The 21,251-nt window shown below is 58.6% G+C and carries 17 protein-coding genes; 11 read left to right on the forward strand and 6 right to left on the reverse strand.

The window, feature by feature from the left end:
* Positions 1–951 carry a thymidylate synthase gene (locus HII33_RS08535; RefSeq protein WP_179395380.1) on the forward strand — a complete coding sequence of 317 codons (951 nt, stop codon included), beginning with the start codon at positions 1–3 and terminating at the stop codon, positions 949–951.
* A gap of 15 nt (positions 952–966) precedes the next feature.
* The gene (locus HII33_RS08540) at positions 967–1,458 is read left to right on the forward strand and encodes a dihydrofolate reductase (RefSeq protein WP_179395381.1); all 492 of its coding nucleotides are present in this window, start codon (positions 967–969) and stop codon (positions 1,456–1,458) included.
* A 46-nt stretch (positions 1,459–1,504) separates the two neighbouring features.
* Here the strand turns inward: HII33_RS08540 and plsY are convergent, their stop codons facing one another.
* Entirely contained in the window at positions 1,505–2,119 is a 615-nt protein-coding gene (plsY, locus tag HII33_RS08545) for a glycerol-3-phosphate 1-O-acyltransferase PlsY (RefSeq protein ID WP_179395382.1), read from the reverse strand.
* Position 2,120: 1 nt separating this feature from the next.
* Complete coding sequence (locus HII33_RS08550) at positions 2,121–2,714, reverse strand: GNAT family N-acetyltransferase (RefSeq protein ID WP_179395383.1); 594 nt, start codon at positions 2,712–2,714, stop codon at positions 2,121–2,123.
* A gap of 175 nt (positions 2,715–2,889) precedes the next feature.
* Here HII33_RS08550 and parE point away from each other — a divergent pair, with 175 nt between their 5' ends.
* From parE to HII33_RS08590, 8 genes are all read left to right on the forward strand, one after another.
* Entirely contained in the window at positions 2,890–4,899 is a 2,010-nt protein-coding gene (parE, locus tag HII33_RS08555; protein WP_179395384.1) for a DNA topoisomerase IV subunit B, read from the forward strand.
* A 5-nt stretch (positions 4,900–4,904) separates the two neighbouring features.
* Positions 4,905–7,355: a DNA topoisomerase IV subunit A gene (parC, locus tag HII33_RS08560; RefSeq protein WP_179395385.1), complete on the forward strand. Its 2,451-nt coding sequence runs from the start codon at positions 4,905–4,907 to the stop codon at positions 7,353–7,355.
* A gap of 305 nt (positions 7,356–7,660) precedes the next feature.
* Positions 7,661–9,922: a formate C-acetyltransferase gene (gene pflB / locus HII33_RS08565; RefSeq protein WP_179395386.1), complete on the forward strand. Its 2,262-nt coding sequence runs from the start codon at positions 7,661–7,663 to the stop codon at positions 9,920–9,922.
* Positions 9,923–10,062: 140 nt separating this feature from the next.
* A complete protein-coding gene (gene pflA / locus HII33_RS08570) occupies positions 10,063–10,896 on the forward strand; it encodes a pyruvate formate-lyase-activating protein (RefSeq protein WP_179395387.1) in 834 nt (277 codons plus the stop codon).
* Positions 10,897–11,017: 121 nt separating this feature from the next.
* On the forward strand, positions 11,018–11,986 hold the full coding sequence (locus HII33_RS08575; protein WP_179395388.1) for a LysR family transcriptional regulator: 969 nt from the start codon (positions 11,018–11,020) through the stop codon (positions 11,984–11,986).
* 34 nt (positions 11,987–12,020) lie between these two features.
* Positions 12,021–12,953, forward strand: a complete 933-nt coding sequence (locus HII33_RS08580; RefSeq protein WP_179395389.1) for a manganese-dependent inorganic pyrophosphatase — start codon at positions 12,021–12,023, stop codon at positions 12,951–12,953.
* A gap of 48 nt (positions 12,954–13,001) precedes the next feature.
* Positions 13,002–14,087 carry a M42 family metallopeptidase gene (locus tag HII33_RS08585; RefSeq protein ID WP_179395390.1) on the forward strand — a complete coding sequence of 362 codons (1,086 nt, stop codon included), beginning with the start codon at positions 13,002–13,004 and terminating at the stop codon, positions 14,085–14,087.
* 51 nt (positions 14,088–14,138) lie between these two features.
* Positions 14,139–14,381: a hypothetical protein gene (locus HII33_RS08590; protein WP_179395391.1), complete on the forward strand. Its 243-nt coding sequence runs from the start codon at positions 14,139–14,141 to the stop codon at positions 14,379–14,381.
* A gap of 548 nt (positions 14,382–14,929) precedes the next feature.
* Here HII33_RS08590 and HII33_RS08595 read toward each other — a convergent pair.
* On the reverse strand, positions 14,930–15,424 hold the full coding sequence (locus tag HII33_RS08595; RefSeq protein ID WP_179395392.1) for a hypothetical protein: 495 nt from the start codon (positions 15,422–15,424) through the stop codon (positions 14,930–14,932).
* Between the two features lie 335 nt (positions 15,425–15,759).
* Between HII33_RS08595 and HII33_RS08600 the strand changes: the two genes are divergently transcribed.
* On the forward strand, positions 15,760–16,548 hold the full coding sequence (locus HII33_RS08600) for an N-formylglutamate amidohydrolase (RefSeq protein ID WP_179395393.1): 789 nt from the start codon (positions 15,760–15,762) through the stop codon (positions 16,546–16,548).
* Between the two features lie 102 nt (positions 16,549–16,650).
* On the opposite strand, the gene HII33_RS08605 is transcribed toward HII33_RS08600, so the two are convergent.
* The 3 genes from HII33_RS08605 to HII33_RS08615 form a co-directional block, all read right to left on the reverse strand.
* Positions 16,651–18,474, reverse strand: a complete 1,824-nt coding sequence (locus tag HII33_RS08605; protein ID WP_179395394.1) for an ABC transporter ATP-binding protein — start codon at positions 18,472–18,474, stop codon at positions 16,651–16,653.
* Entirely contained in the window at positions 18,458–20,260 is a 1,803-nt protein-coding gene (locus HII33_RS08610) for an ATP-binding cassette domain-containing protein (RefSeq protein ID WP_179395395.1), read from the reverse strand. The genes HII33_RS08605 and HII33_RS08610 overlap by 17 nt, the downstream gene beginning before the upstream one ends.
* A gap of 93 nt (positions 20,261–20,353) precedes the next feature.
* Positions 20,354–21,190 (reverse strand): sensor histidine kinase, encoded by an 837-nt coding sequence (locus HII33_RS08615; protein ID WP_179395769.1) that lies wholly within the window; start codon positions 21,188–21,190, stop codon positions 20,354–20,356.
* Positions 21,191–21,251 lie beyond the last annotated feature (61 nt).

Genomic DNA, 21,251 nt, shown 5'->3' on the forward strand with positions numbered 1-21,251 from the left:
ATGCTAGAACGACCTTACCTTGACCTGCTCGAGCAGGTCCTGACCACTGGCCACTTCAAAGGCGATCGCACCGGCACCGGCACTTACAGTGTCTTCGGCGCGCAGTTACGCTTCGACCTCAGCCAAGGGTTTCCGTTGCTGACGACCAAGCGCGTACCGCTGGGGCTGATCAAAAGCGAGCTCTTGTGGTTCCTGCACGGCGACACGAACATCCAATACTTGCTCCAACACAACAACCACATCTGGGACGAGTGGGCGTTTGCGCGTTGGATCCAGTCCCCGGAATACACCGGCCCAGACATGACCGACTTTGGCCGCCGGCACCTCGTCGACGCAGCGTTCGACCAGCAATATCAAGCTGAGCTCGCCGCGTTTGATGCGCGGATCGTGGCCGATGATGCGTTTGCGGCACGCTTCGGCGACCTCGGCAACGTCTACGGGCGCCAGTGGCGCGCGTGGCAGACCAGCACCGGGGAGACCATCGACCAGCTCCAAAACGTGATCGAGATGATCAAGACGACGCCTGATTCGCGGCGGCTGATCGTGTCCGCCTGGAACCCAGAAGACGTGCCGACCATGGCGCTGCCGCCGTGCCACACGCTATTTCAGTTCTACGTGAACGACGGCCGGTTGTCGCTTCAACTCTACCAGCGGTCCGCCGACTTGTTTCTCGGTGTGCCGTTCAACATCGCGAGCTACGCGTTGTTACTGGCGATGGTCGCGCGCGTCACAGGATTGGTCCCCGGCGAGTTCGTCCACACCTTCGGGGATGCGCATATCTATAGCAACCACCTGACGCAGGTGACCGAACAGCTCAGCCGGACGCCGCGCCCGGCGCCGACGCTGTGGCTCAACCCGGCCAAGCAGACGCTCGACGACTTCGAGATGACGGATATTCGCGTGCTGGACTACGACCCACATCCGGCGATCAAGGCGCCGGTGGCCGTGTGACCCAAGGAGGAGACTATGATCGCATTTCTCTGGGCTGAAGCCCATAATGGGGTTATCGGCAACGAGCAGACCCTGCCCTGGCACCTGCCGGACGACCTGAAATTCTTCAAGCAACAGACGCTAGGCCAGCTCGTTGTGATGGGCCGCACGACTTATGACGGGTTGCGCAAGCGGCCGTTGCCGGGGCGTACGAACATTGTGCTGACTCGGCAGACGGACTACGCCGCACCTGGGGCCGTCGTCGTCCACGACCGCGACGCCGTACTGGCCTTGGCCGCGGCGCATCCGGAACAGGCGTTGATGATCGTTGGCGGGGCCCAGGTCTTCGCGCTTTTCGCAGACGTCGTTGATACGCTGTACGTGACGCGTCTGGCCGGGGAGTTCGTCGGGGACGTCAAGATGCCGGCACTGGACTGGGACGCCTTTACGCGCGTGGCGGCGCGCACCGTCGAAGACCCTGATCCGGCACTGACGCACACCTTTGAGACCTGGCAGCGCCGGGACTGAGGGCCATGGAAAAACGCCGTCAGAAGTTGACGGCGTTTTTTCATGGTCATTTTTTCTGGTGTCTGCGGTAACCCAGCCCGAACGGGACGAGGTTCTCAGTGCCGGCTTTGATGCGCTTGAGGTTGTCCTTGTGCCGGATCAAGAAGAGCAGCCAGATCCCGAAGGCGACGACGGTCAGTAGCCAGTCGTGGAGGAACAGGGAGGCCAGCGTGACGATCCCCATCCCGACGGTAGAGGCGACGGAGACCATGCTGGTCAGCAACACGAGGCTGATGAAGACCGCGCAGCAGAACAAGAAAAACGCGGGGTTATAGGCTAGGCAGATCCCGGCGCTCGTCGCGACGGCCTTGCCGCCCTTGAAGCCGATGAAGATCGAGAAGGTGTGACCGAACACGGCGGCCAACCCGACGATCAACACCAACCAGTGCTGCGGCAGGCCGAACAGCATCGGCAGGCTGGCGCCTAGGGTCCCTTTGAGGATGTCCATCACTAAGACGATGGTCCCGCCGATGGGGCCTAAGACGCGGTACGCGTTGGTGGTCCCGATATTGTGAGAGCCGGCTGTCCGGATATCTTTATGGAAGAAGGCCTGGCCGACCCAGACCCCGCTCGGGATCGAGCCGATCAGGTAGGCGAGGATGAAGCACAGTGCGATGGTCATATCATACGTTCCTTTCATGGGTAAACATCTCGGCGGTCAGGTGCATCTCGATCGAATCGATCGGGCGACCGTCGACGATCAACTCGGCCGGCAACACGCCGGTATCGACGAAGCCAGCGCGGTGGTAAACGTGCACGGCGCGGGGGTTGAAGGCGAATGCGTCCAGCGTCAGTTCGCGCAGTTCGAGCTGGGCGAACGCGTAAGGCAGCAGGAGGCGGAAGGTCGACGTGCCGATACCTTGATCGGTCGCATCGTCTGCGATCAAGATCCTCAGGTTGCAGCGCGCCGCTTCCGCGTCATACGCATTCAAGACGACCTCCCCGACGAGCTGGCCGGCCGCTTCGATCGCGAGGTCGAGGCGGTCAGGTTGCGCGTTACGCGTCTGGTACCAGGCGATCGTGCGCTGGCGCTCGGCGTCAGACAGTGGGCACTGCTCGTCAGCTGCCGGCCAGTGGTCGAGCGCGCCGGTGTATAAATTGACCAGTGGCTGAGTCAAGATCGTCAACATGACCGGGATATCCGCCGCCGCGAAGGGGCGAAGCCGGATCCGACCGTCTTCGGTCTGAAGCGTGGGTTTGTGCGCAAGCGTCTGCATCAGGCAGCTCCTTTCGTGGGTGCAAGTCGCCTCTGATTCTACCATTTTTTGACGGCGGCGCAAAGAACCGCTAAACTAGACGGGCGAACATACATTCGAACACGCAGAATTTGCTTTTAAAAGCGGCGCGGTCTGGTGTATGGTTAAACAAGTAATTTATCCAAAGGAGCGTTCTATGGCTAAAGCAAGTGAATCTTACACAGACACATCGATCCAGGTCCTGCACGGTCTGGAAGCCGTGCGTAAGCGGCCGGGGATGTATATCGGATCGACCGATACCCGCGGGTTGCACCACCTGGTCTACGAGATCGTCGATAACGCCGTCGATGAGGCGCTAGCGGGTTACGGTGACGTGATCGCCGTGACCATCCACGCGGACAATTCGATCACCGTCGTCGACCATGGACGCGGTATGCCGACGGGGATGCACGCGTCGGGCAAGCCGACGATCGAGGTGATCCTGACGGTGCTCCACGCCGGTGGGAAGTTCGACCAGAATTCCTATAAGACCTCCGGTGGTCTGCACGGTGTGGGCTCAAGCGTTGTCAACGCGCTGAGCGAGTCCCTGACCGTGCGCGTCGTACGCGACAAGCAGGCCTTCGAGGAGCACTTCATCAACGGCGGGCATCCGGATGGGGGCCTGCAGAAGCTCGGCAAGGCGAATGAACCGAATGGGACCACGATCACCTTCAAGCCAGATCCGACCATCTTCTCGACCACGACGTATTCGTTCGACACGCTGGCGGAGCGCCTGCGTGAGTCCGCGTTTTTGCTCAAGGACATCGAGATCACCTTAACGGATGAGCGGTCGGGCCGGGCGGAGTCGTACCACTACCCGGATGGGTTGGTCAGCTTCGTCAAGTACCTGAACGAGGACCGCGACACGGTCAGCCCGGTCTTCAATTTTGAAGGTGAGCGTGACGGCGTCGTGGTCGATTTTGCCGGGCAATACAACGACGGCTACTCCGAAAACACGATCAGCTTTGTCAACAACGTTCGTACCGGTGACGGTGGGACGCACGAATTCGGGATGCGTTCGGCGCTGACCAAGGCGTTCAATGATTTTGCCCGCAAAGTCAACCTGCTGAAAGACAAGGACAAGAACCTGGAAGGCTCGGACGTGCGCGAAGGCTTAGCCGCGGTGCTGTCGGTGCGGATTCCAGAGGAGATCCTGCAGTTCGAGGGTCAGACCAAGGGCAAGCTTGGCACGCCGCAAGCGCGCACCGTGGTCGACGGCGTGATCTACGAGAAGATGAGCTTCTGGCTGATGGAAGGCGGCGAGGCGGCCCAGGAGCTGGTCCGCAAAGCGATCAAGGCCCGTGAAGCGCGCGAAGCAGCGCGCAAAGCCCGTGACGATTCCCGCTCCGGCAAGCGCAAGAAGAAGGACCAAGGCTTGCTGTCGGGCAAGCTGACGCCAGCGCAGTCTAAGAACGCGAAGAAAAACGAGCTGTACCTGGTCGAAGGGGATTCCGCGGGCGGCTCCGCTAAGCAAGGGCGTGACCGTAAGTTCCAGGCAATCTTACCCCTGCGTGGGAAGGTGCTGAACACCCAAAAGGCGAAGCTGCAAGATATCGTAAAGAACGAAGAGATCAACACGATGATCTACACGATCGGCGCCGGCGTCGGGGCGGAGTTCGACGTGAATGCCGCCAACTACGACAAAGTCATCATCATGACCGATGCGGATACCGATGGGGCGCACATCCAGATCTTGCTCCTGACGTTCTTTTATCGCTACATGCGTCCGCTGATGGATGCGGGCAAGGTCTACATCGCGCTGCCGCCGCTGTACCGCCTCCAAAAAGGCAAGGGCGGCAACCTCAAGATCGCGTATGCGTGGACCGATGAAGAGCTGGAGCAAGAGACCAAAAAGATGGGCAAGGGCTACACCCTGACTCGGTTCAAGGGGCTGGGTGAAATGAACGCCGACCAGCTTTGGGAGACCACGATGAACCCGGAGACACGCACGCTGATCCGCGTGCGCGTCGAAGACGGCGCCTTGGCGGAACGGCGGGTCACCACCCTGATGGGCGACCGCGTGGAGCCGCGGCGTGAGTGGATCGAAGCGAACGTCGACTTCGACTTAGACGATGACGGCTCGATCATGGCCACGCCGACTAGCGACCACACCGAGATGCAGTTCGGGGTCAACCAGATCAAGCAACAATTGAAGAAAGGAAAGTGACCGCGTTGGCGAACCAGATCCAAGAGATGACGCTTGAAGACGTCATGGGCGAGCGCTTCGGCCGCTACTCGAAATACATTATCCAAGAACGCGCGCTCCCGGATGTCCGCGACGGCCTCAAGCCGGTGCAACGGCGCATCCTGTACGCGATGAACCAGGATAACAACACCTACGACAAAGGCTTCCGCAAGTCGGCTAAGTCCGTCGGGAACGTGATGGGTAACTTCCACCCCCACGGGGATTCTTCTATCTATGAGGCGATGGTGCGGTTATCGCAGGACTGGAAGCTACGCGAACCGTTGATCGAGATGCACGGGAACAACGGCTCGATGGACGGTGATCCACCGGCGGCGATGCGGTACACCGAGGCGCGGTTATCCAAGATCGCCGGTGAGCTGCTCAAGGATATCGAGAAGGACACCGTCGATATGGTGCTTAACTTCGATGATACGACTGAGGAACCGACGGTGCTGCCGGCGGCCTTTCCGAACCTGTTGGTCAATGGCGCGACGGGGATCTCCGCGGGTTACGCGACCGAGATCCCGCCGCACAATCTGCGTGAGGTCATCAACGCGTTGCTGTACTTGATGAAACACCCTGACGCGCAGCTGACCGACCTGATGAAGTTTGTCCAAGGGCCAGACTTTCCGACCGGGGGCATCATTCAGGGGCTCGCCGGTATCCGGCAGGCCTACGAGACCGGTCGTGGCAAGATCGTCGTTCGCTCCCGCACGCACATCGAGACGCTGCGCGGCGGCAAGCAGCAGATCGTGATTACGGAGCTGCCGTATGAAGTGAACAAGGCGCAGCTGATCAAGAAGATCGACGAATTGCGCCTGATGAAAAAAGTCGACGGGATCGCGGAAGTGCGCGATGAGTCAGACCGCTTTGGGCTCAGCGTCTTGATCGAGCTGAAGAAAGAAGCCAACGCGGACGGGATCTTGACGTACCTCTTCAAGAACACCGACTTGCAGATCAACTACTCCTTCAACATGGTCGCGATCGCCGAGATGAAGCCGCGCCAGCTCGGTCTGGCCCCGATGCTGACCGCCTACTTGAAGCACCGGCGGCAGGTCATCACGCGCCGGACCGAGTTCGACCTGAAGAAGGCCCAGACGCGTCAGCACATCGTCGAAGGGCTGATCAAGATGATCTCGATCCTCGACCAGGTGATCCACACGATCCGTGCCAGCAAGGACAAGGGGGATGCGAAGCAGAACCTGGTCAGCGCATACGGCTTCTCCGTGGCGCAGGCCGAGGCGATCGTCTCCTTACAACTGTATCGCTTGACCAACACCGACATCACGGCGCTGGAGGAAGAGGCCGCGGCCCTAGCCAAGGCAATCGCGGAGTTCCAACAGATCTTGTCGGATCCCGCGGCCCGTGACGCTGTGATCGAGCGGGAACTCAGCCAGATCGCGAAGGTCTACGGCAATGACCGGACCTCAAGCATCGAGTCTGAGATCGAACAGCTGGAAGTCGACACCACCGTGACCGTCGCCGACGAGCGCGTGATGGTCCTCGTGTCGCGCGATGGCTACTTGAAGCGGAGTTCTCTGCGCAGCTTTCAGGCGGTCGCACCAGCGGATAATGGGCTCAAGGCCAACGACTTCGCACTGTTTGCCCAGGAGATGGGGACGCTTGAGCACCTGTATATCTTCACGAGTGCGGGCAACGTCGTCTACCGGCCGGTCCATGAGATCGCCGACCTGCGGTGGAAAGACGCTGGTGAGCACCTGAGCCAGACCGTTGGGATCGGGACGGATGAACACGTGATCGCCGTCTATGGGCTGAGCGAGCTGACGCAACCGGGCAACTTCGTGCTGGGGTCCAGCGACGGTTACATCAAGCAGACCGCTCTCGCCGACCTGCAGCCGCAGCGCAACTACAAGAGTCGCCCGATGGTGGGGATGAAGCTCAAGGCCCAGACGGCTAGTGTCGTCAATGTCTACTTCGCCGCACCGGACAGTCAGCAGACGGTGTTTGCCGTCACGACGCACGCCTACGGGCAGCAATTCCCGCTGCGTGAGGTCAGCGTGATCGGGGCGCGGTCGACTGGGGTCAAGAGTATGGACCTCAAAGACGGCGACACGGTCGTCAACTTCATTCTGGCGGACGACCCGGTGCAGACTGAGGTCGGGCTTTTGACCCAACGCGGGGCATTCAAGAAGATGAAGCTCAAGGAGATGGGGGTCGGTGCGCGGGCGCGGCGCGGCCTGATGGTCTTACGGGAACTCAAGCGCGATCCGCACCGGATCGTTGCGATGACGACCGTCGAAGCGGACATGGTGCTACAGGTCCTGACCAGTACGGACGAGGTCTGTGAAATCCAGGCGAGTCGCTACCCAGATGGCGATCGGTACTCCAACGGGTCGTTTGTGATCGATACGGATACGCAAGGGACACCGCTGTATGTGCACCCGTTGCCGCTTTTGGCTGGACCAAGTGAAGCATAAAACAAAGCGTCGCCCTTCATCTGGGCGACGCTTTTCTTGTGAAATTTTGCACCTGTTATAGCACAAGTCTTGGGTAACTGTGCTTAAATTGAGTGGCACAATAACCGCTTACATTCGGGCACACGCGGTTTCTGACCAAAAATAAATTCGTGAAATGTTTTTCTAAGATCATCGGTGAGCACTTGACGCGAAAGCGATTAACTACCCGAAACATAAGGAAAGAAAGTGCTTGCACGATGATTGTGATGTGTTATACTAAGAATGTAAAATCTGTGATATGAAATCAACATTAGGAGGCTATCCAGATGAAGCAGTTAGACAAAACAGACATCAAGACCTACTGGGAAGGGTTCAACGGTGGGGATTGGCAAGATGAGATCAACGTCCGCGATTTCATCCAGCACAATCTGACCCAATATGATGGCGACGAATCGTTCCTCGCCGGCCCGACCGAAGCGACCACGACCTTGAACAACCAGGTGCTGAACCTGAAGAAGCAAGAACGCGAAGCTGGCGGTGTCCTGGACGCCGACACCAAAGTCGTTGCCACGGTCACCAGCCACGGCCCTGGGTACCTGAACAAGGACCTCGAAACGATCGTTGGGCTGCAGACCGACAAGCCGCTCAAGCGCGCCTTCATGCCTTTCGGTGGGATCCGGATGGCTGAAGATGCTTTGGAGGCTTACGGCTACAAGCCAGATCCAGAGATGCACAAGATCTTCACGGCTTACCACAAGACTCATAACCAAGGGGTCTTCGATGTTTACACGCCGGATATGCGCAAGGCACGTCACTACAAGATCGTGACCGGCCTGCCAGATGCTTATGCGCGTGGCCGGATCGTGGCCGACTTCCCACGGATCGCGATCTACGGGATCGACAAGCTGATGGCAGACAAGGTCAAGGACTTCAACAACATCGGTGACGGCGAAATGACCGACGATGTGATCCGTCTGCGCGAACAGGTCTCCGATCAGTACCGTGCCCTGAACGACATCAAGAAGATGGCGGCGAGCTACGGCTACGACATCTCCAAGCCAGCGACGAACGCCCAAGAAGCCGTTCAGTGGATCTACTTCGGCTACCTGGCGGCCGTTAAGACCCAAAACGGGGCCGCGATGTCCGTTGGCCGCATCGACACCACGATCGATGCCTTCATCGAACGCGACATGAAGCGGGGCCTGCTGAACGAAGAACAGGCACAAGAATTCATCGATCACCTGGTGATGAAGCTGCGCATGGTTCGCTTCATCCGCACGGAAGAATACAACTCCCTGTTCTCGGGCGACCCGATCTGGGCGACCCTGTCTCTGGGTGGGGTCGGACTCGATGGCCGTCACCACATCACCAAGACGGCGTTCCGCTTCCTGAAGACCCTCGACAACATGGGGGCTGCGCCTGAGCCTAATATCACGTTGCTCTGGTCCGACAAGCTGCCTGAAGGCTTCAAGCGTTATGCGACCGAAGTCTCCATCACCAGCTCCACGATCCAGTACGAAAACGACGACCTGATGCGCACCGAATGGGGCACTGATTACTACGGCATCGCGTGCTGTGTGTCCGCTCAGCCGATCGCAGACGGCGTTCAGTTCTTCGGTGCCCGCGCCAACTTGGCCAAGGCGATCCTGTACGCGATCAACGGTGGGATGGATGAGATCGGTGAGACCCAAGTCGGGCCTGAAACCGAACCGATCGATTCCGACGTCATCAACTACGATGAATTCATGAAGAAGTTCGACGTTCAAGCGACCTGGCTGGCCGACGTGTATGTCAACGCGCTGAACGCGATCCAGTACATGCACGACAAGTACTACTACGAGTCTGCGCAGCTGGCCCTGAAGAACACGCGCTTGGACTACACCTTCGCGACCGGGATCTCCGGCTTCTCCCATGCCGTTGATTCGATCTCCGCAATTAAGTACGGGAAGGTTCACCCGATCCGTGACGAAAAGGGTGTCGCGATCGACTTTGAAGCCGAGAACCCAGACTACCCACGCTACGGGAACAACGATGATCGTGCAGACGACATCGCGAAGTGGCTGATCAAGTTCTTCTACAACAAGATGAACACGCACCACCTGTACCACGGCGCTAAGCTGTCGACCTCTGTTTTGACCATCACCTCCAACGTGGTTTATGGGAAGAACACTGGGACTACGCCTAACGGCCGCCAAAAGGGCGAACCATTCTCCCCAGGTGCGAACCCGGCATACGGCGCAGAAAAGAACGGGGCGCTGGCATCCCTGATGTCCACCGCGAAGATTCCTTATCACTACGCAACAGACGGGATCTCCAACACGTTCGGCGTGACCCCGAACACTCTTGGCCATGATGATGAGACCCGCAAGGACACGCTGGTCAACATGATCGACGGCTACATGGAGAACAACGGGATGCACCTGAACATCAACGTCTTCAACAAGGAGACCCTGATCGATGCGCAGAAGCACCCAGAAGAATACCCAACGCTGACCGTCCGTGTTTCTGGCTACTGTGTCTACTTTGCAGACCTGACCAAGGAACAGCAAGACGACGTCATCGCCCGGACCTTCTTCGAAGAGATGTAAGCTGATCAACAGTCATGCACCATCAAAACGGGAGCCCATGGCTCCCGTTTTGTCCAGAGGCGGCAAACGTACTTGCCGCTTGTGGTCAAAACCATTAGGGCCTATGCTTAGGCTAGTACCACACATTGGAGGTCATCACGATGAAATTGATTGATAACAGCAAGAGCCCACTGAACATCTTGGATCAGGTCGGGCTGACCGACGACGGGCCGATCAAGGGGTATGTCCACTCGGTCGAAAGCTTCGGCTCGGTCGATGGCCCGGGTATCCGGTTCGTGATCTTTCTTCAAGGGTGCCGGATGCGGTGTCAGTACTGCCACAACCCCGACACGTGGAACATCGGGGTCGGCACCGAGATGACCGCAGACGAGCTGTTGGATGACTGTGAGCGTTACCGGGCCTTCTGGGGCAAGACCGGGGGGCTGACCTGCTCGGGCGGGGAGTCCCTGGTGCAGATCGACTTTCTGATCGATCTGTTCACTAAGGCTAAGGCGCGCGGCATCAGCACGTGCCTGGACACCTCGGGCAACCCGTTCACTCGCGATGAGCCGTGGTTCTCGAAGTTCAAGCAGCTGATGGCAGTGACGGACATCTCACTGGTCGATATCAAACACATCAACTCGGCCGAGCACAAGAAGCTCACTGGGTTCGGCAATGAGAACATCCTCGATATGGTGGAGTGGATGTCGGCGAATGGTTGCGATATGTGGATCCGGCACGTTCTGGTCCCACAGCGGACAGACTACGACAACTACCTCGCTGAACTCGGGGACTACATCAAGACCTTGGATCACATCCAAAAAGTCGAGGTCCTGCCGTACCACACTCTGGGCGTTAAGAAATACAACGAATTGGGGATCACGTACCCGCTGGACGGGATCGAACCACCGACGGCGGATCGCGTCAAGAACGCCGAGGCGTTGCTGCACACCGCGGACTATACCGGCTGGAAGAGCTGGTTACCCGCCAACTGAATAAACTTTTCCAAATCATAAGAAGTAACATGCATTTTTGTTGCTTCTTTTTTTGTTTTAACTTATTATTGGGTCAGTAAGTTGTTTTTGAGAAAACGCATTCGCGCAAAGGGGTCCCATGATGAAGACTAAACAAGAAAGTATCTTCTCGTCTAAGACGTTGTCCTACTTCCTGCAGCTCGCAGAAACTATGAACTACACTCAAGCCGCACAGTTGCTGGGCATCACACAGCCAGCCTTGACGCAGCAGATCAAGAAGCTGGAACGGACGGTGGGGGCACCGCTGTTCTATTCGGTGGGCAAGAAACTGCACCTGAGCGACGCTGGGCGCACGATGCTCAGTGCGACGCACGATATCTACGAGGTCCTCAATCAGGCGACCGATGAGATCCAGCAAGCGTCCAATGCAAACACTGGGGTGATCAAGATCGGGCTGTTGGCGTCGATCGAAGACGGGGCCTTCACCGGGTTCATCGCGGATTACTACCTGAAGAATCCAGCGGTGCAGGTCCAGCTGCTCAACATGACGCGTCACGAGATCTGGGAACACCTCGAGAACAACCAGATCGACCTGGCGATCATGTACCTGCCAGACGACACGATCAAGAACTGGAAGCCGTACCAGTCGCGTAAGATCATTGACGAGCAGCTGCTGTTCCTGCACCATAACGAGAAGCTCGCCAAGCGCAAGCGGGTCCACTTCCGCGACACGAACGAGAGCCCGTGGGTCACGTATCCAGAGACGTACTTCCTCAGCCACTTGCTGAAGGAGTCCTACAAGAATCAGCTGGTCGACTACCCGCATTGTGTTGCCCAGTTCACGACCCCGTATCAGATCATGCAGTTCATCAACCGGACCGGGATCAACACCGCCTTGCCGAATTCCTTCTATCAGGCGCACCAGGAGCAGATCCATGCGTATGCGGTCGCGTTTGAGCCCGCCGTGAACTTTGAGCTGGCGTTCGTCTTCCGCAAGGATAAGGATAAGATCCCGCGCGTTGCGCAGCTGCTCGCCGCCTTCGATGAATATCTTGCGGACAAGGATTACTTGTCGCGGGTCGCGGAGAACCGTGTTAAACTGAATGAGTAGTTTTTAGACCAACAAACATAAGGGAGAACCAATCATGACGACATTGATTTTTGGCCACCAAAATCCAGATACGGACGCGCTGACAAGTGCGATGAGCTGGGCGGAGTATCAGCGCCAGCTCGGCAACCCTGACGTTGAGGCGGTGGCACTGGGCGAACCGAACGATGAGACCAAGTTCGCGCTGGACTACTTCAAGGTCGCGGCGCCACGGGTGATCAAGACGGCGGCGAACGAGACCGACACGGTCATGCTCGTCGACCACAACGAGTTCCAGCAGAGCGTGGCAGATATCGCCGACGTGACGATCGCAAGCGTGGTGGATCACCACCGGGTCGCGAACTTCAAGACGGCGGCGCCGCTGTTCTACCGGGCCGAACCCGTGGGGAGCACGAACTCGCTCATCTACAAGATGTTCAAGGAAAAAGGCTTTACGGTCCCGGCGACCCTGGCCGGCCTGATGGCTTCCGGGATCATCTCTGACACCTTGTTGCTCAAGAGCCCGACGACCACGCCGCTTGAGCGTGAGGTCCTGCCTGAACTTGCCGCGATCGCGGGTCTCGACCTGGAAGCATACGGGTTGGCCATGCTGAAGGCAGGCACCAACCTGGCAGCCAAGTCAGATCTGGATATCGTCGAGGGCGACGCCAAGAGCTTCGAGATGGCCGGTAAGACAGTCCGGATCGGTCAAGTCAATGTCGTCGATCTGACCGAGATCGAAGCGCGTCAGGCGGCGATCGAAGCCACGATGAAGGCAGAAGCCGAGCAGAACGGCTACGATACGTTCGTACTGATCGCGACCGACATCCTGAATTCGAACTCGATCGGCCTGGCGTACGGTCAGGACCAAGATAAGCTGGAAGCCGCGTTCGGGGCAACCTTTGACGCGGATCGGCGGCTGGCACTACCAGGCGTCGTGTCCCGCAAGAAGCAAGTGGTCCCACCGCTGCAGGCAGCCTACGAAGCGTAACGCCGAAGCGCCCACCATTGGGCGCTTTTTTTAGAGGAGGTCCTATCCATGCAAGAAGCTGAACAGATCCAACTGATCCAGAACTTTTCGAACGCCTTCGGGCCATCTGGCTATGAGCAGCCCGTGGTCCGCCTGTATCGCGATGCCGTCGCGCCATATGGCACGACGACGATCGACGGGATGTTCAACGCGCTCACTGCGCGTAACGGGAACACCGGCAAGCGACCGGTCGTTCAGTTGGACGCCCATGCGGATGAAGTGGGCCTGCTGGTCCAAGCGGTGCGGCCAAGCGGGCTGATCAAGTTCGTCACGCTCGGCGGCTGGGTGCCGACGAACGTGCCCGCGATGAGCGTCACGATCCGCAACAAGCGGGGCGAGTATGTCCAAGGGGTCGTGGCGACTAAGCCACCGCACTTCATGACCGCTGCTGAACGCAACACGGTCCCGCAGATCGCCGAGATGTCGATCGACGTTGGGAGCACCAGCCGTGAAGAGACCATCAATGATTTTGGCATCGACACCGGGTGTCCGATCGTGCCGACCGTGGCGTGCCAATTCGATGCCAAGCACGGCGTGTTCTTCGGCAAGGCATTCGACGATCGTATCGGGTGCGCGGCGCTGGTCGACACACTGGCGACCCTAGACGGTGAAGCGCTGGGTGTCGATGTGGTCGCAGGCCTCTCCACACAGGAAGAAGTTGGGCTGCGTGGTGCGTATGTGACCGCGCGCAAGGTCGAGGCGGACCTCGCCATCGTCTTTGAAGGCTGCCCAGCCGATGATACCTTCGAGCCAGACTGGCTTAGCCAGACCCGGATGAAAGGTGGCCCGATGCTGCGCGATATGGACACCACCTACATCGCGAACCCGCAGTTCCAGCAGTTTGCCGCCGACCTTGCCGATGAGTTGCACCTCCCGTACACCCGTGCGGTCCGTACCGGTGGGGGACAGAATGGGGCAGCGATCGGGTACTGGAAAGGCATCCCGACGATCGTGGTCGGGATCCCGGTGCGCTACGAGCACACCGCGTTCAACTATACGGCGCTAAGCGATTTCCAAGCGTCGACCCAGCTGGTCCAGACGCTCTTACGGCGCCTGGACGCAGCGACCATTGCTAGCTTCAGCAGTGTGGACTGAGCGATCAGCCTGTGTTGTCGATTCAAGCACGCCATCCCGGAAGCCAACGGGATGGCGTGCTTTTTGGTGGACCGGTTATGGCGCGAGCGTTCGGCGCATTTGGGTGGCGGCGTGATGACCAAGTCGTTGGGTGTGGTCGTGCCGGTACGCCGGCGGTGCCATCAGCCGTTGAAGCACATGGCGGCGGTGATCGCTGTGGATCCGCCGTGGATCGGCGCATGCGCGCAGTGGTTGGATATTGGATCGCGGCCGAACTGTGGGCGCGATCAACTTCGGTTGCATTTCTTCGTATAATATATATTATGTTAACTAAAAAGTGGGCGGTAGTTCGCATCCAGTCTTATGCAATTGCCCTCTTCGAACTACCGATAACTGGGACGAGCGCTTATCCCGACGGAGCCTTTGTGATCGCCACACAAGTCAGTCATGAGCATCGCTCGTTGAACGTGCCGATCACTTGCGTCAATGAGCACGATTTTCGGTGATCGTGGCATGACAGCCGAGAATATGCTGACGTGGCTTAGGGTTGAACAGCCTGTTGTCTCGGACCACTTGGCGCCAAAGGCGCTCATGCGAGATCGTATTTCGACTGTGGGTTTAAGGTGCGCGCCATTGCAGCGCGAGCCTTACCTTGACTCCGTCATCGTCATGTCATAAAGAAGCCTTTATATGCCGCAATCTGCTTCACTCAAATAGTCATCAATCATGACGACGTCCGCCCTTTTTCAATTGCCTAAAATCAAATGTGAGATATGCAATGCCGTAAAACCAATAGAAGAGCCATAGGCGTAACGCCCAACGACGCGTCTATGCCTGACTATGCTGATGATTCAACGGCTCTTTTATACGCCCGTTGAGGCGAACGCCGATATCAGGTTAATTTTCCACGTTTGAACAAATTTGATCGTCTGAGTTAGTTTCAGGGTCAGATACTGATTCTTAGGCAGCTTGTATTGAGATAAGACGAAGTAGCTGTATGTCCGCCCCATGCTGGTAAACGTCAATTGATAACCGACGCCATTATCGTTAGACTTTGCGGCCGCGACAGGCGCAAGCGAGAAGTCGGTCAAACGATGTCTGTCAAAGCGAGTCACGTGTGTGTGAACCGCAAAGGTTCTGACAACGGCAATTTGATTTTCTTCGAAGACAATAAAGCTGGGCCGATTAAAGCACGCCGTTAAGAACCAGATAGATGGGCCGATAAAAAGCGCGCCGGCAGTAGTCGTAGAATCATTCCAAGGGCGGGCGTAAACCATCCTTGTTGAATCGCGGATACCTAGCTGCTTCAGGCGGTCTTCTAGCGTCTTTTGATTGGTTAAAAGTGGTGGAAAGATCAATGTGTTTACCTCCAGATTAAGCGCTGGCTGGTACAGACGCCTCAAAGCAGTCACACCAAGTCCCCCGTTGCGAATCTGTTTGTCAGTCTTTTTTCGTTGAAGCAAATTCCTTATAACCTATACCATAGCATACACCGTAAACGTTTCCCCTTAAACCCTCACCAAGGGACGCTAACCTGCACCGGCACCTAACGTCCGATTCGCTACGCTGACCGGCTTGCCATAACGTGTCGCCTCGGCGACCGGTGGCGAGGCTGATTGCATCGTGCTACATCATCTGACTATAATGAATCGAGATAGTTTCGTCACGAATCACCCGAAAGAAGGTCGATCGAATGCCCCTGCTCACTGTGGCCAACGAATTCACCCACCGATGGCCGCTGGTCGTCAGCCTACCGCACAGCGGGACTTGGTGTCCGGCCAGCATGCGGGCGGCTTTGCGGCCAGATGTCGTGTTGGCGAACACGGATTGGTTCTTACCAGCGCTGTATGAATGGTTGCCTGCCATGGGGGTGACCACGTTAGTCAACCGTGTGAACCGCTATGTGGCCGATCCCAATCGGTCGAGACGTGGTCCGCATGATGGGTCGTATGAGCAGACTGCAGTCTACACGCGCAACACGTTTGGGCACCCATTGTATCGAACCCCCCTGCCGCCTAGGGTGATCCAGGCTCGGCTGCGCGCTTACCACACCCCCTATCGTGATCGGCTACAGGCGTTGTTGGCGGCTAAGCAGGCGACGTTTGGCCGGGTCGTGCTGCTCGATCTGCACAGTTTTGCGGAATACCCGCACGACCACGAGACCCCGCCGGCAGATGTGGTGATCGGGAACCGGCACGACCTGACCGCTTCGCGCGCAATACGGCAGCGGATCAGCGCCGCCCTTGCTGATGAAGGGTTCAGTGTCGCGGCGAATCATCCCTTTGCCGGTGGCGATATCACTCAGACATACGGTCGCCTACCTGGCGTGGCCGCGCTGCAGGTAGAACTTCGCTATCGCTGCTACATTGCGACGCGTGCGTTCGGTGAAGTGCAACTGACTGCACCGGACCCAGTCTTGTTTGCGACGGCCACAGCGCGCCTCAAGCGCGCCCTGCAGCCGTTGATCACGGCATTGTCATGAGCTTGCCTGGACCGTAGACGAAAAACCGGTGCCTTGTCGAGGCACCGGTTTTTCGTCTAGAGTGATCAGCCGCCCAGGCGATCAAGTCGAGCGATCAAGCGATCACTGGTACAAGTCGGCCTGGGCGGAGAATAAGTCTCGGTACAAGCCGGGCTCGGCCATGAGTGCCGCGTGCGTCCCGCGCTGGACAAAGCGGCCAGCCGACATGACGAGGATCTGATCGGCAAATCGAGTGGCACTCATTCGGTGTGAGATGTACAGGGCAGTCCGATCGGCGATCAGGGCGTCAAAATGTTGATAGATCTCGTACTCGGAGACGGGGTCTAACGCGGCAGTCGGCTCATCGAGGACGATGAATGGTGAGTCCTTGTACCAGGCACGGGCGATGGCGAGCTTCTGTGCCTCACCCCCGGAAACAGTCACGCCGTCTGGGTCTAGCTCACGCGTCAAAGCGGTATCCATCCCCTTCGGCCACTCGCAGACGCGCTCGGCCACGCCGGCAATCGTCAGGGCCTGGGCGACCCGTGCACGATCCACGTTCGGCGATACGGCGACGTTTTCGGCCACAGAGAACGCAAATAGCTGGAAATCTTGAAAGACGGTGGCGAATAACGCCTGGTACTCGGCCAAGTCGTATTTTTGGATGTCAAAGCCATTGAGGGTGATCCGCCCACTGGTCGGTGTCAGCATGCGGATCAGTAATTTGATCAGGGTGGTCTTACCGCTTCCATTAGGGCCGACGAGCGCGAGGCGCTGCCCGACCTCTAGCGTTAAGGTCACATGACTGACGGCATCTTCGGTTGCGCCTGGGTAGCGATAGGATACATCGTCGAAGTGGACGCTGAACTGACGGTCGAGTCGTTTTTCAACGGGGATCGAACCAGCAGCCGGTGGATCGGGGTAGTTCAGGAACTGAAGGTAATGATCCAGGGCGTCGTACAGTGCGGCCGCCTGGGGGTGCAGCATGAAGTAACCGGCGATCGCAGTGATCAGCTGACTCAGGTAGCCAACGCTGAGGACCACGGTCCCGATAGCGATCGCCCCACTGAGCGCCTTGAGGCTGACAAGCAGGTACAGGCAGCCGACGGCCAGCACGAGTCCCACACTGACCAGCATCCCCGCTTGACTGCGCCGGATCCAAAGCCGGTTGCTCCGGGTCATCAGCCGGTCAGTGGCCTCCCGATCCTGGTTCAAGTACCAATGGTCGGGATCGTACAGGCGCAAATGTTTCCCGTTTGCGATCGGGCGCAACAGTTCGTTGACGTAGTAATTCAACACGGTGTTGAGGCGAACGTTGAACTGGTAAAAGGCTGCCCCCAAACGCGCAGACAAGTGATTACTGGCGACCGTGATCGCGAGCACGGTCCCTAGTAAGATCAAGAGTAACGTTGCGAATCGCCAACCATTGACCCACACCGACCAACCGGCGCTGTGTACCGGGCGACTGAGCATCAAGCGCACGATCACTGCGCCGCCGGCCAACGCAGAAATAATGAGCGTGAGCGCCGCGATGAGCTGGTCATGGATGTAGTTCTGGAAGCCACCGGTATACGTCCACCCGCTGATCGCAGCCGAGTATTCGTCGCGAAACGGTTGGGTCAAAAATGTGGCGTAGCTGACCGTCATCAGCTTCTGGGTGACCTGTTCATCGACGCGGTCGTTCAGCGCCGTGGCGGCTAGGTTGTAGCGATAATCGCAAAACGACTTAGCGGTGTTGAGAACTGCGATCACGATCACAGCTCCGGCGGTCCACATCAGCAAGGTCGTTGTGGCCCCGGTGGTGACTAAGCGGGTCAGAAGCCAGCCTAGCAGAGTCGCGATCAGCAGCGGTTGTGCTACGGTCAGCACGGCCGCAACGACCGCCAACGGCAAGATCGTGTGGTCGAGCTGATGGACAAAACGCAGATAGTCAAACTGTCGGTGCATCCGGGTTCACCTCCTTTTGGTAGTAGCGACGCTGGATGGCAAATAGCGCGGCGTAGGCCCCGCCTTGCGCTAGCAAGGCGTCGTGGTTGCCCTGCTCGGTCACGTGCCCGTCTTGTAAGTAATAGATCTGGTCGCAGAATTTCGTTGAGGCCAACCGGTGGCTGATGAACAGGCTCGTCTTGCCAGTGCTTTCGCGCTCGTAGGCCTCATACTGGCGGCGTTCCGCCAGGGCGTCTAAGGCGGCCGTTGGCTCATCGAGGACTAGGATCGCACCGTCACGGTATAGCGCACGCGCTAGCATCAATTGCTGGACTTGGCCGCCGGATAAGTCCATGCCGGCGTCGTCCAGCTTAGTCGTCAGCGGCGTGTCTAGCCCCTGGGGGAGTCGGTCAACAAGCGGCTGCAGGCCAGTTGCCACCAGGACATGCTGAAGGCGTTGGGGTGCTTCGGGTTGGTGCATCAAGATGTTCTGGCGCAAGGTGTCGGCGATCACCAGCCCGTCTTGAAAGACCGGGGCAAACAACCGTCGAAGCGTTGCCGTTGGGATCGTGCTCAGCGGCTGGTCATCCAGCGTGATCGTGCCGTGTTGCGGGGTCAACAGGCCCATCAACAGAAGCGTCAAGGTCGTCTTGCCCGCCCCGTTACGGCCGACCAGCGCCGCCTTACACCCACCGGGGATCAACAGGTCCAGGTGATGCAGTGTCGGCGTTGAACTGCCGGGATAGGTGTAACTGACGTCGATGAAGCGGATGGTCGGTGCGGCCGACAGCGACTTCGGAGCAGGCTCGGCGGCTGGGGCCGTTGGCAAGAACGGTGTGAACGCCGCCAAGTCATGGCGGTGCAGCTGCCACTGATGCCAGCTCGTCAGCATCATTGTAGTGTTCCGGCTGACCTCACCGATCAACCCAAAGGCCAGCGTGAATGTACTCAGGTCAATGCGGCCATGCTGGATCGCCACGATTAGGGCGCCGTAGACGAGTAGATCTCGCGCCGCACCCAGCCAGTGCGTTCCGGTGGTGGCGAGCCACTGTGTCCGTTCGATCTGTTGGCGTAGTCCGTAGCGCTTGCGTTTGATCGTGTGTAGCTGCTTGCCGTACCAAGGCGCCATGTGGTAGAGCCGGAGATCCTTGGCGTTCTTCTGGGCAAACGCCGCGGATTGGACGACCCACTGTTGGTTATACAGCGCTTGGTTCTGGTCTCGGACTCGGGTGCGGACCCGCCGTGCCCACGCGAGCAGACCAGCGGCGCCGAGCGCGACGAGGATCGCGACCAACGGGAGCCACCAGATGATCCGCCCAAGTAACGCGCTGAGGATCAGGGTCATACTCGCCGCGCTCAAGGTATCGCTGACAGCGGTGAACAGCTGACTGGCTGCGGCGTTGTCGGTATTAGTCGCAAACTGCGCCGCTGCCTCATAGCGTTCACGGTACACCGGGTCGATCACGTTCTGGTAGTCACCGGTCACGAATTCTTTTTCGGCCCCCCAGCTGAGGCGCAGACGGCCGAAACTTTGGTGGGCCAACAGCCGGGTGCGCAACGTCGGCCGAAGCCACGTCGCGAGTGCGAGCGTCAAAGAGAGCCCGGCGATCCCAAGCGCGAGGCGGGCACCAGGCGTGTGGACCTCTAGCTGGCCCACCAACCAGGCTGGTAACCCGGCCGTGATCAGCGTGATCGTCAGTTGGCTCGCAATTTGCGCGGGGATCAGCCATAAGAAGTGGCCCTGGGCCTGGCGCAGGACACGGGCGTACCATGTCAGCAGATGTTCTTGAGGGGATGGTCGATTCATCCGCCTCACCTCCTTTACTTCGCCCAGTGTAGCGCGGGAAGACTAACACAGGCGCATTTTGACCCTGAGTGGGGCCAAAACGCGCCTGAACGGTCAGTTGGTGATCGTCGCCAGCGGCAGTAAGATCTCCGTGGCGAACACACCGGTCTCATACTGGCGGTTGATCATGCCGTTATACTTGGCGACCAGTGCGTTGATCCGCCGCAGGCCTAAGCCGCGCCGATCGTTTTTGGTCGACGCGAAGGCGGGATCGATGGCCTGAGCGTCAGCCATCGAATTGGTCACCGAGATGTACAATTGCTGCTTCGCCAGCGTGATGTAGACCCGCAGACTGCGTGGCTCACCTACCGGCTGCGCGCTGATCGCCTCGATCGCATTATCTAGCAGGTTGCCGAGGATGACGACCATGTCGACCTCGTCGCGCAGTGGCCGTTCACCCACGAACACGCTGACATCGGTGGGGATCCCCAGGCGACCGGCGATCGTGAGCTTGGCGTTGACCACAGCGTCGACGAGGCGATCGCCGGAATGCACGATGGTGTCGACCTCATGCAGTTTGTCCTCCAGTGTCGCCAAGTATGCTTGCGCACTCGCGACTTGCCCCTGGCCCAGCGTCGCCTTGAGGACTTGAAGGTGGTCATGGTAGTCGTGCCGCCAACCGCGCACGCGCGCGTACAAGGCGTCTAGCTCCTGCACATAGCTGGCCATCATCTGGTCCAGCGACCGCGCGACAGTGAGGTCATTGGCGTGAAATAGCGTGTGCCGCACGTACGCGTACAATCCGCCACCGCCTAACAAGGTGATCACAAGCGCGGCTTGCGGCCAGCCATCAGCGGACCAGAGCACACTGATCAGCAGCGCCGCCAGCGCGCTGGCCGCTAGGCGCACGATCCAATCTGGTTCCGTCGACCAGACGCGCCGCAAGCCCATGAATGCAAGGCCCACAGCGCTCCAGCCGAGGGCAGCGTGTGGCTGCCACAGCGTTCCAGCC

Source organism: Lacticaseibacillus absianus, from assembly GCF_013407595.1.
Taxonomy (GTDB): Bacteria; Bacillota; Bacilli; order Lactobacillales; family Lactobacillaceae; genus Lacticaseibacillus; species Lacticaseibacillus absianus.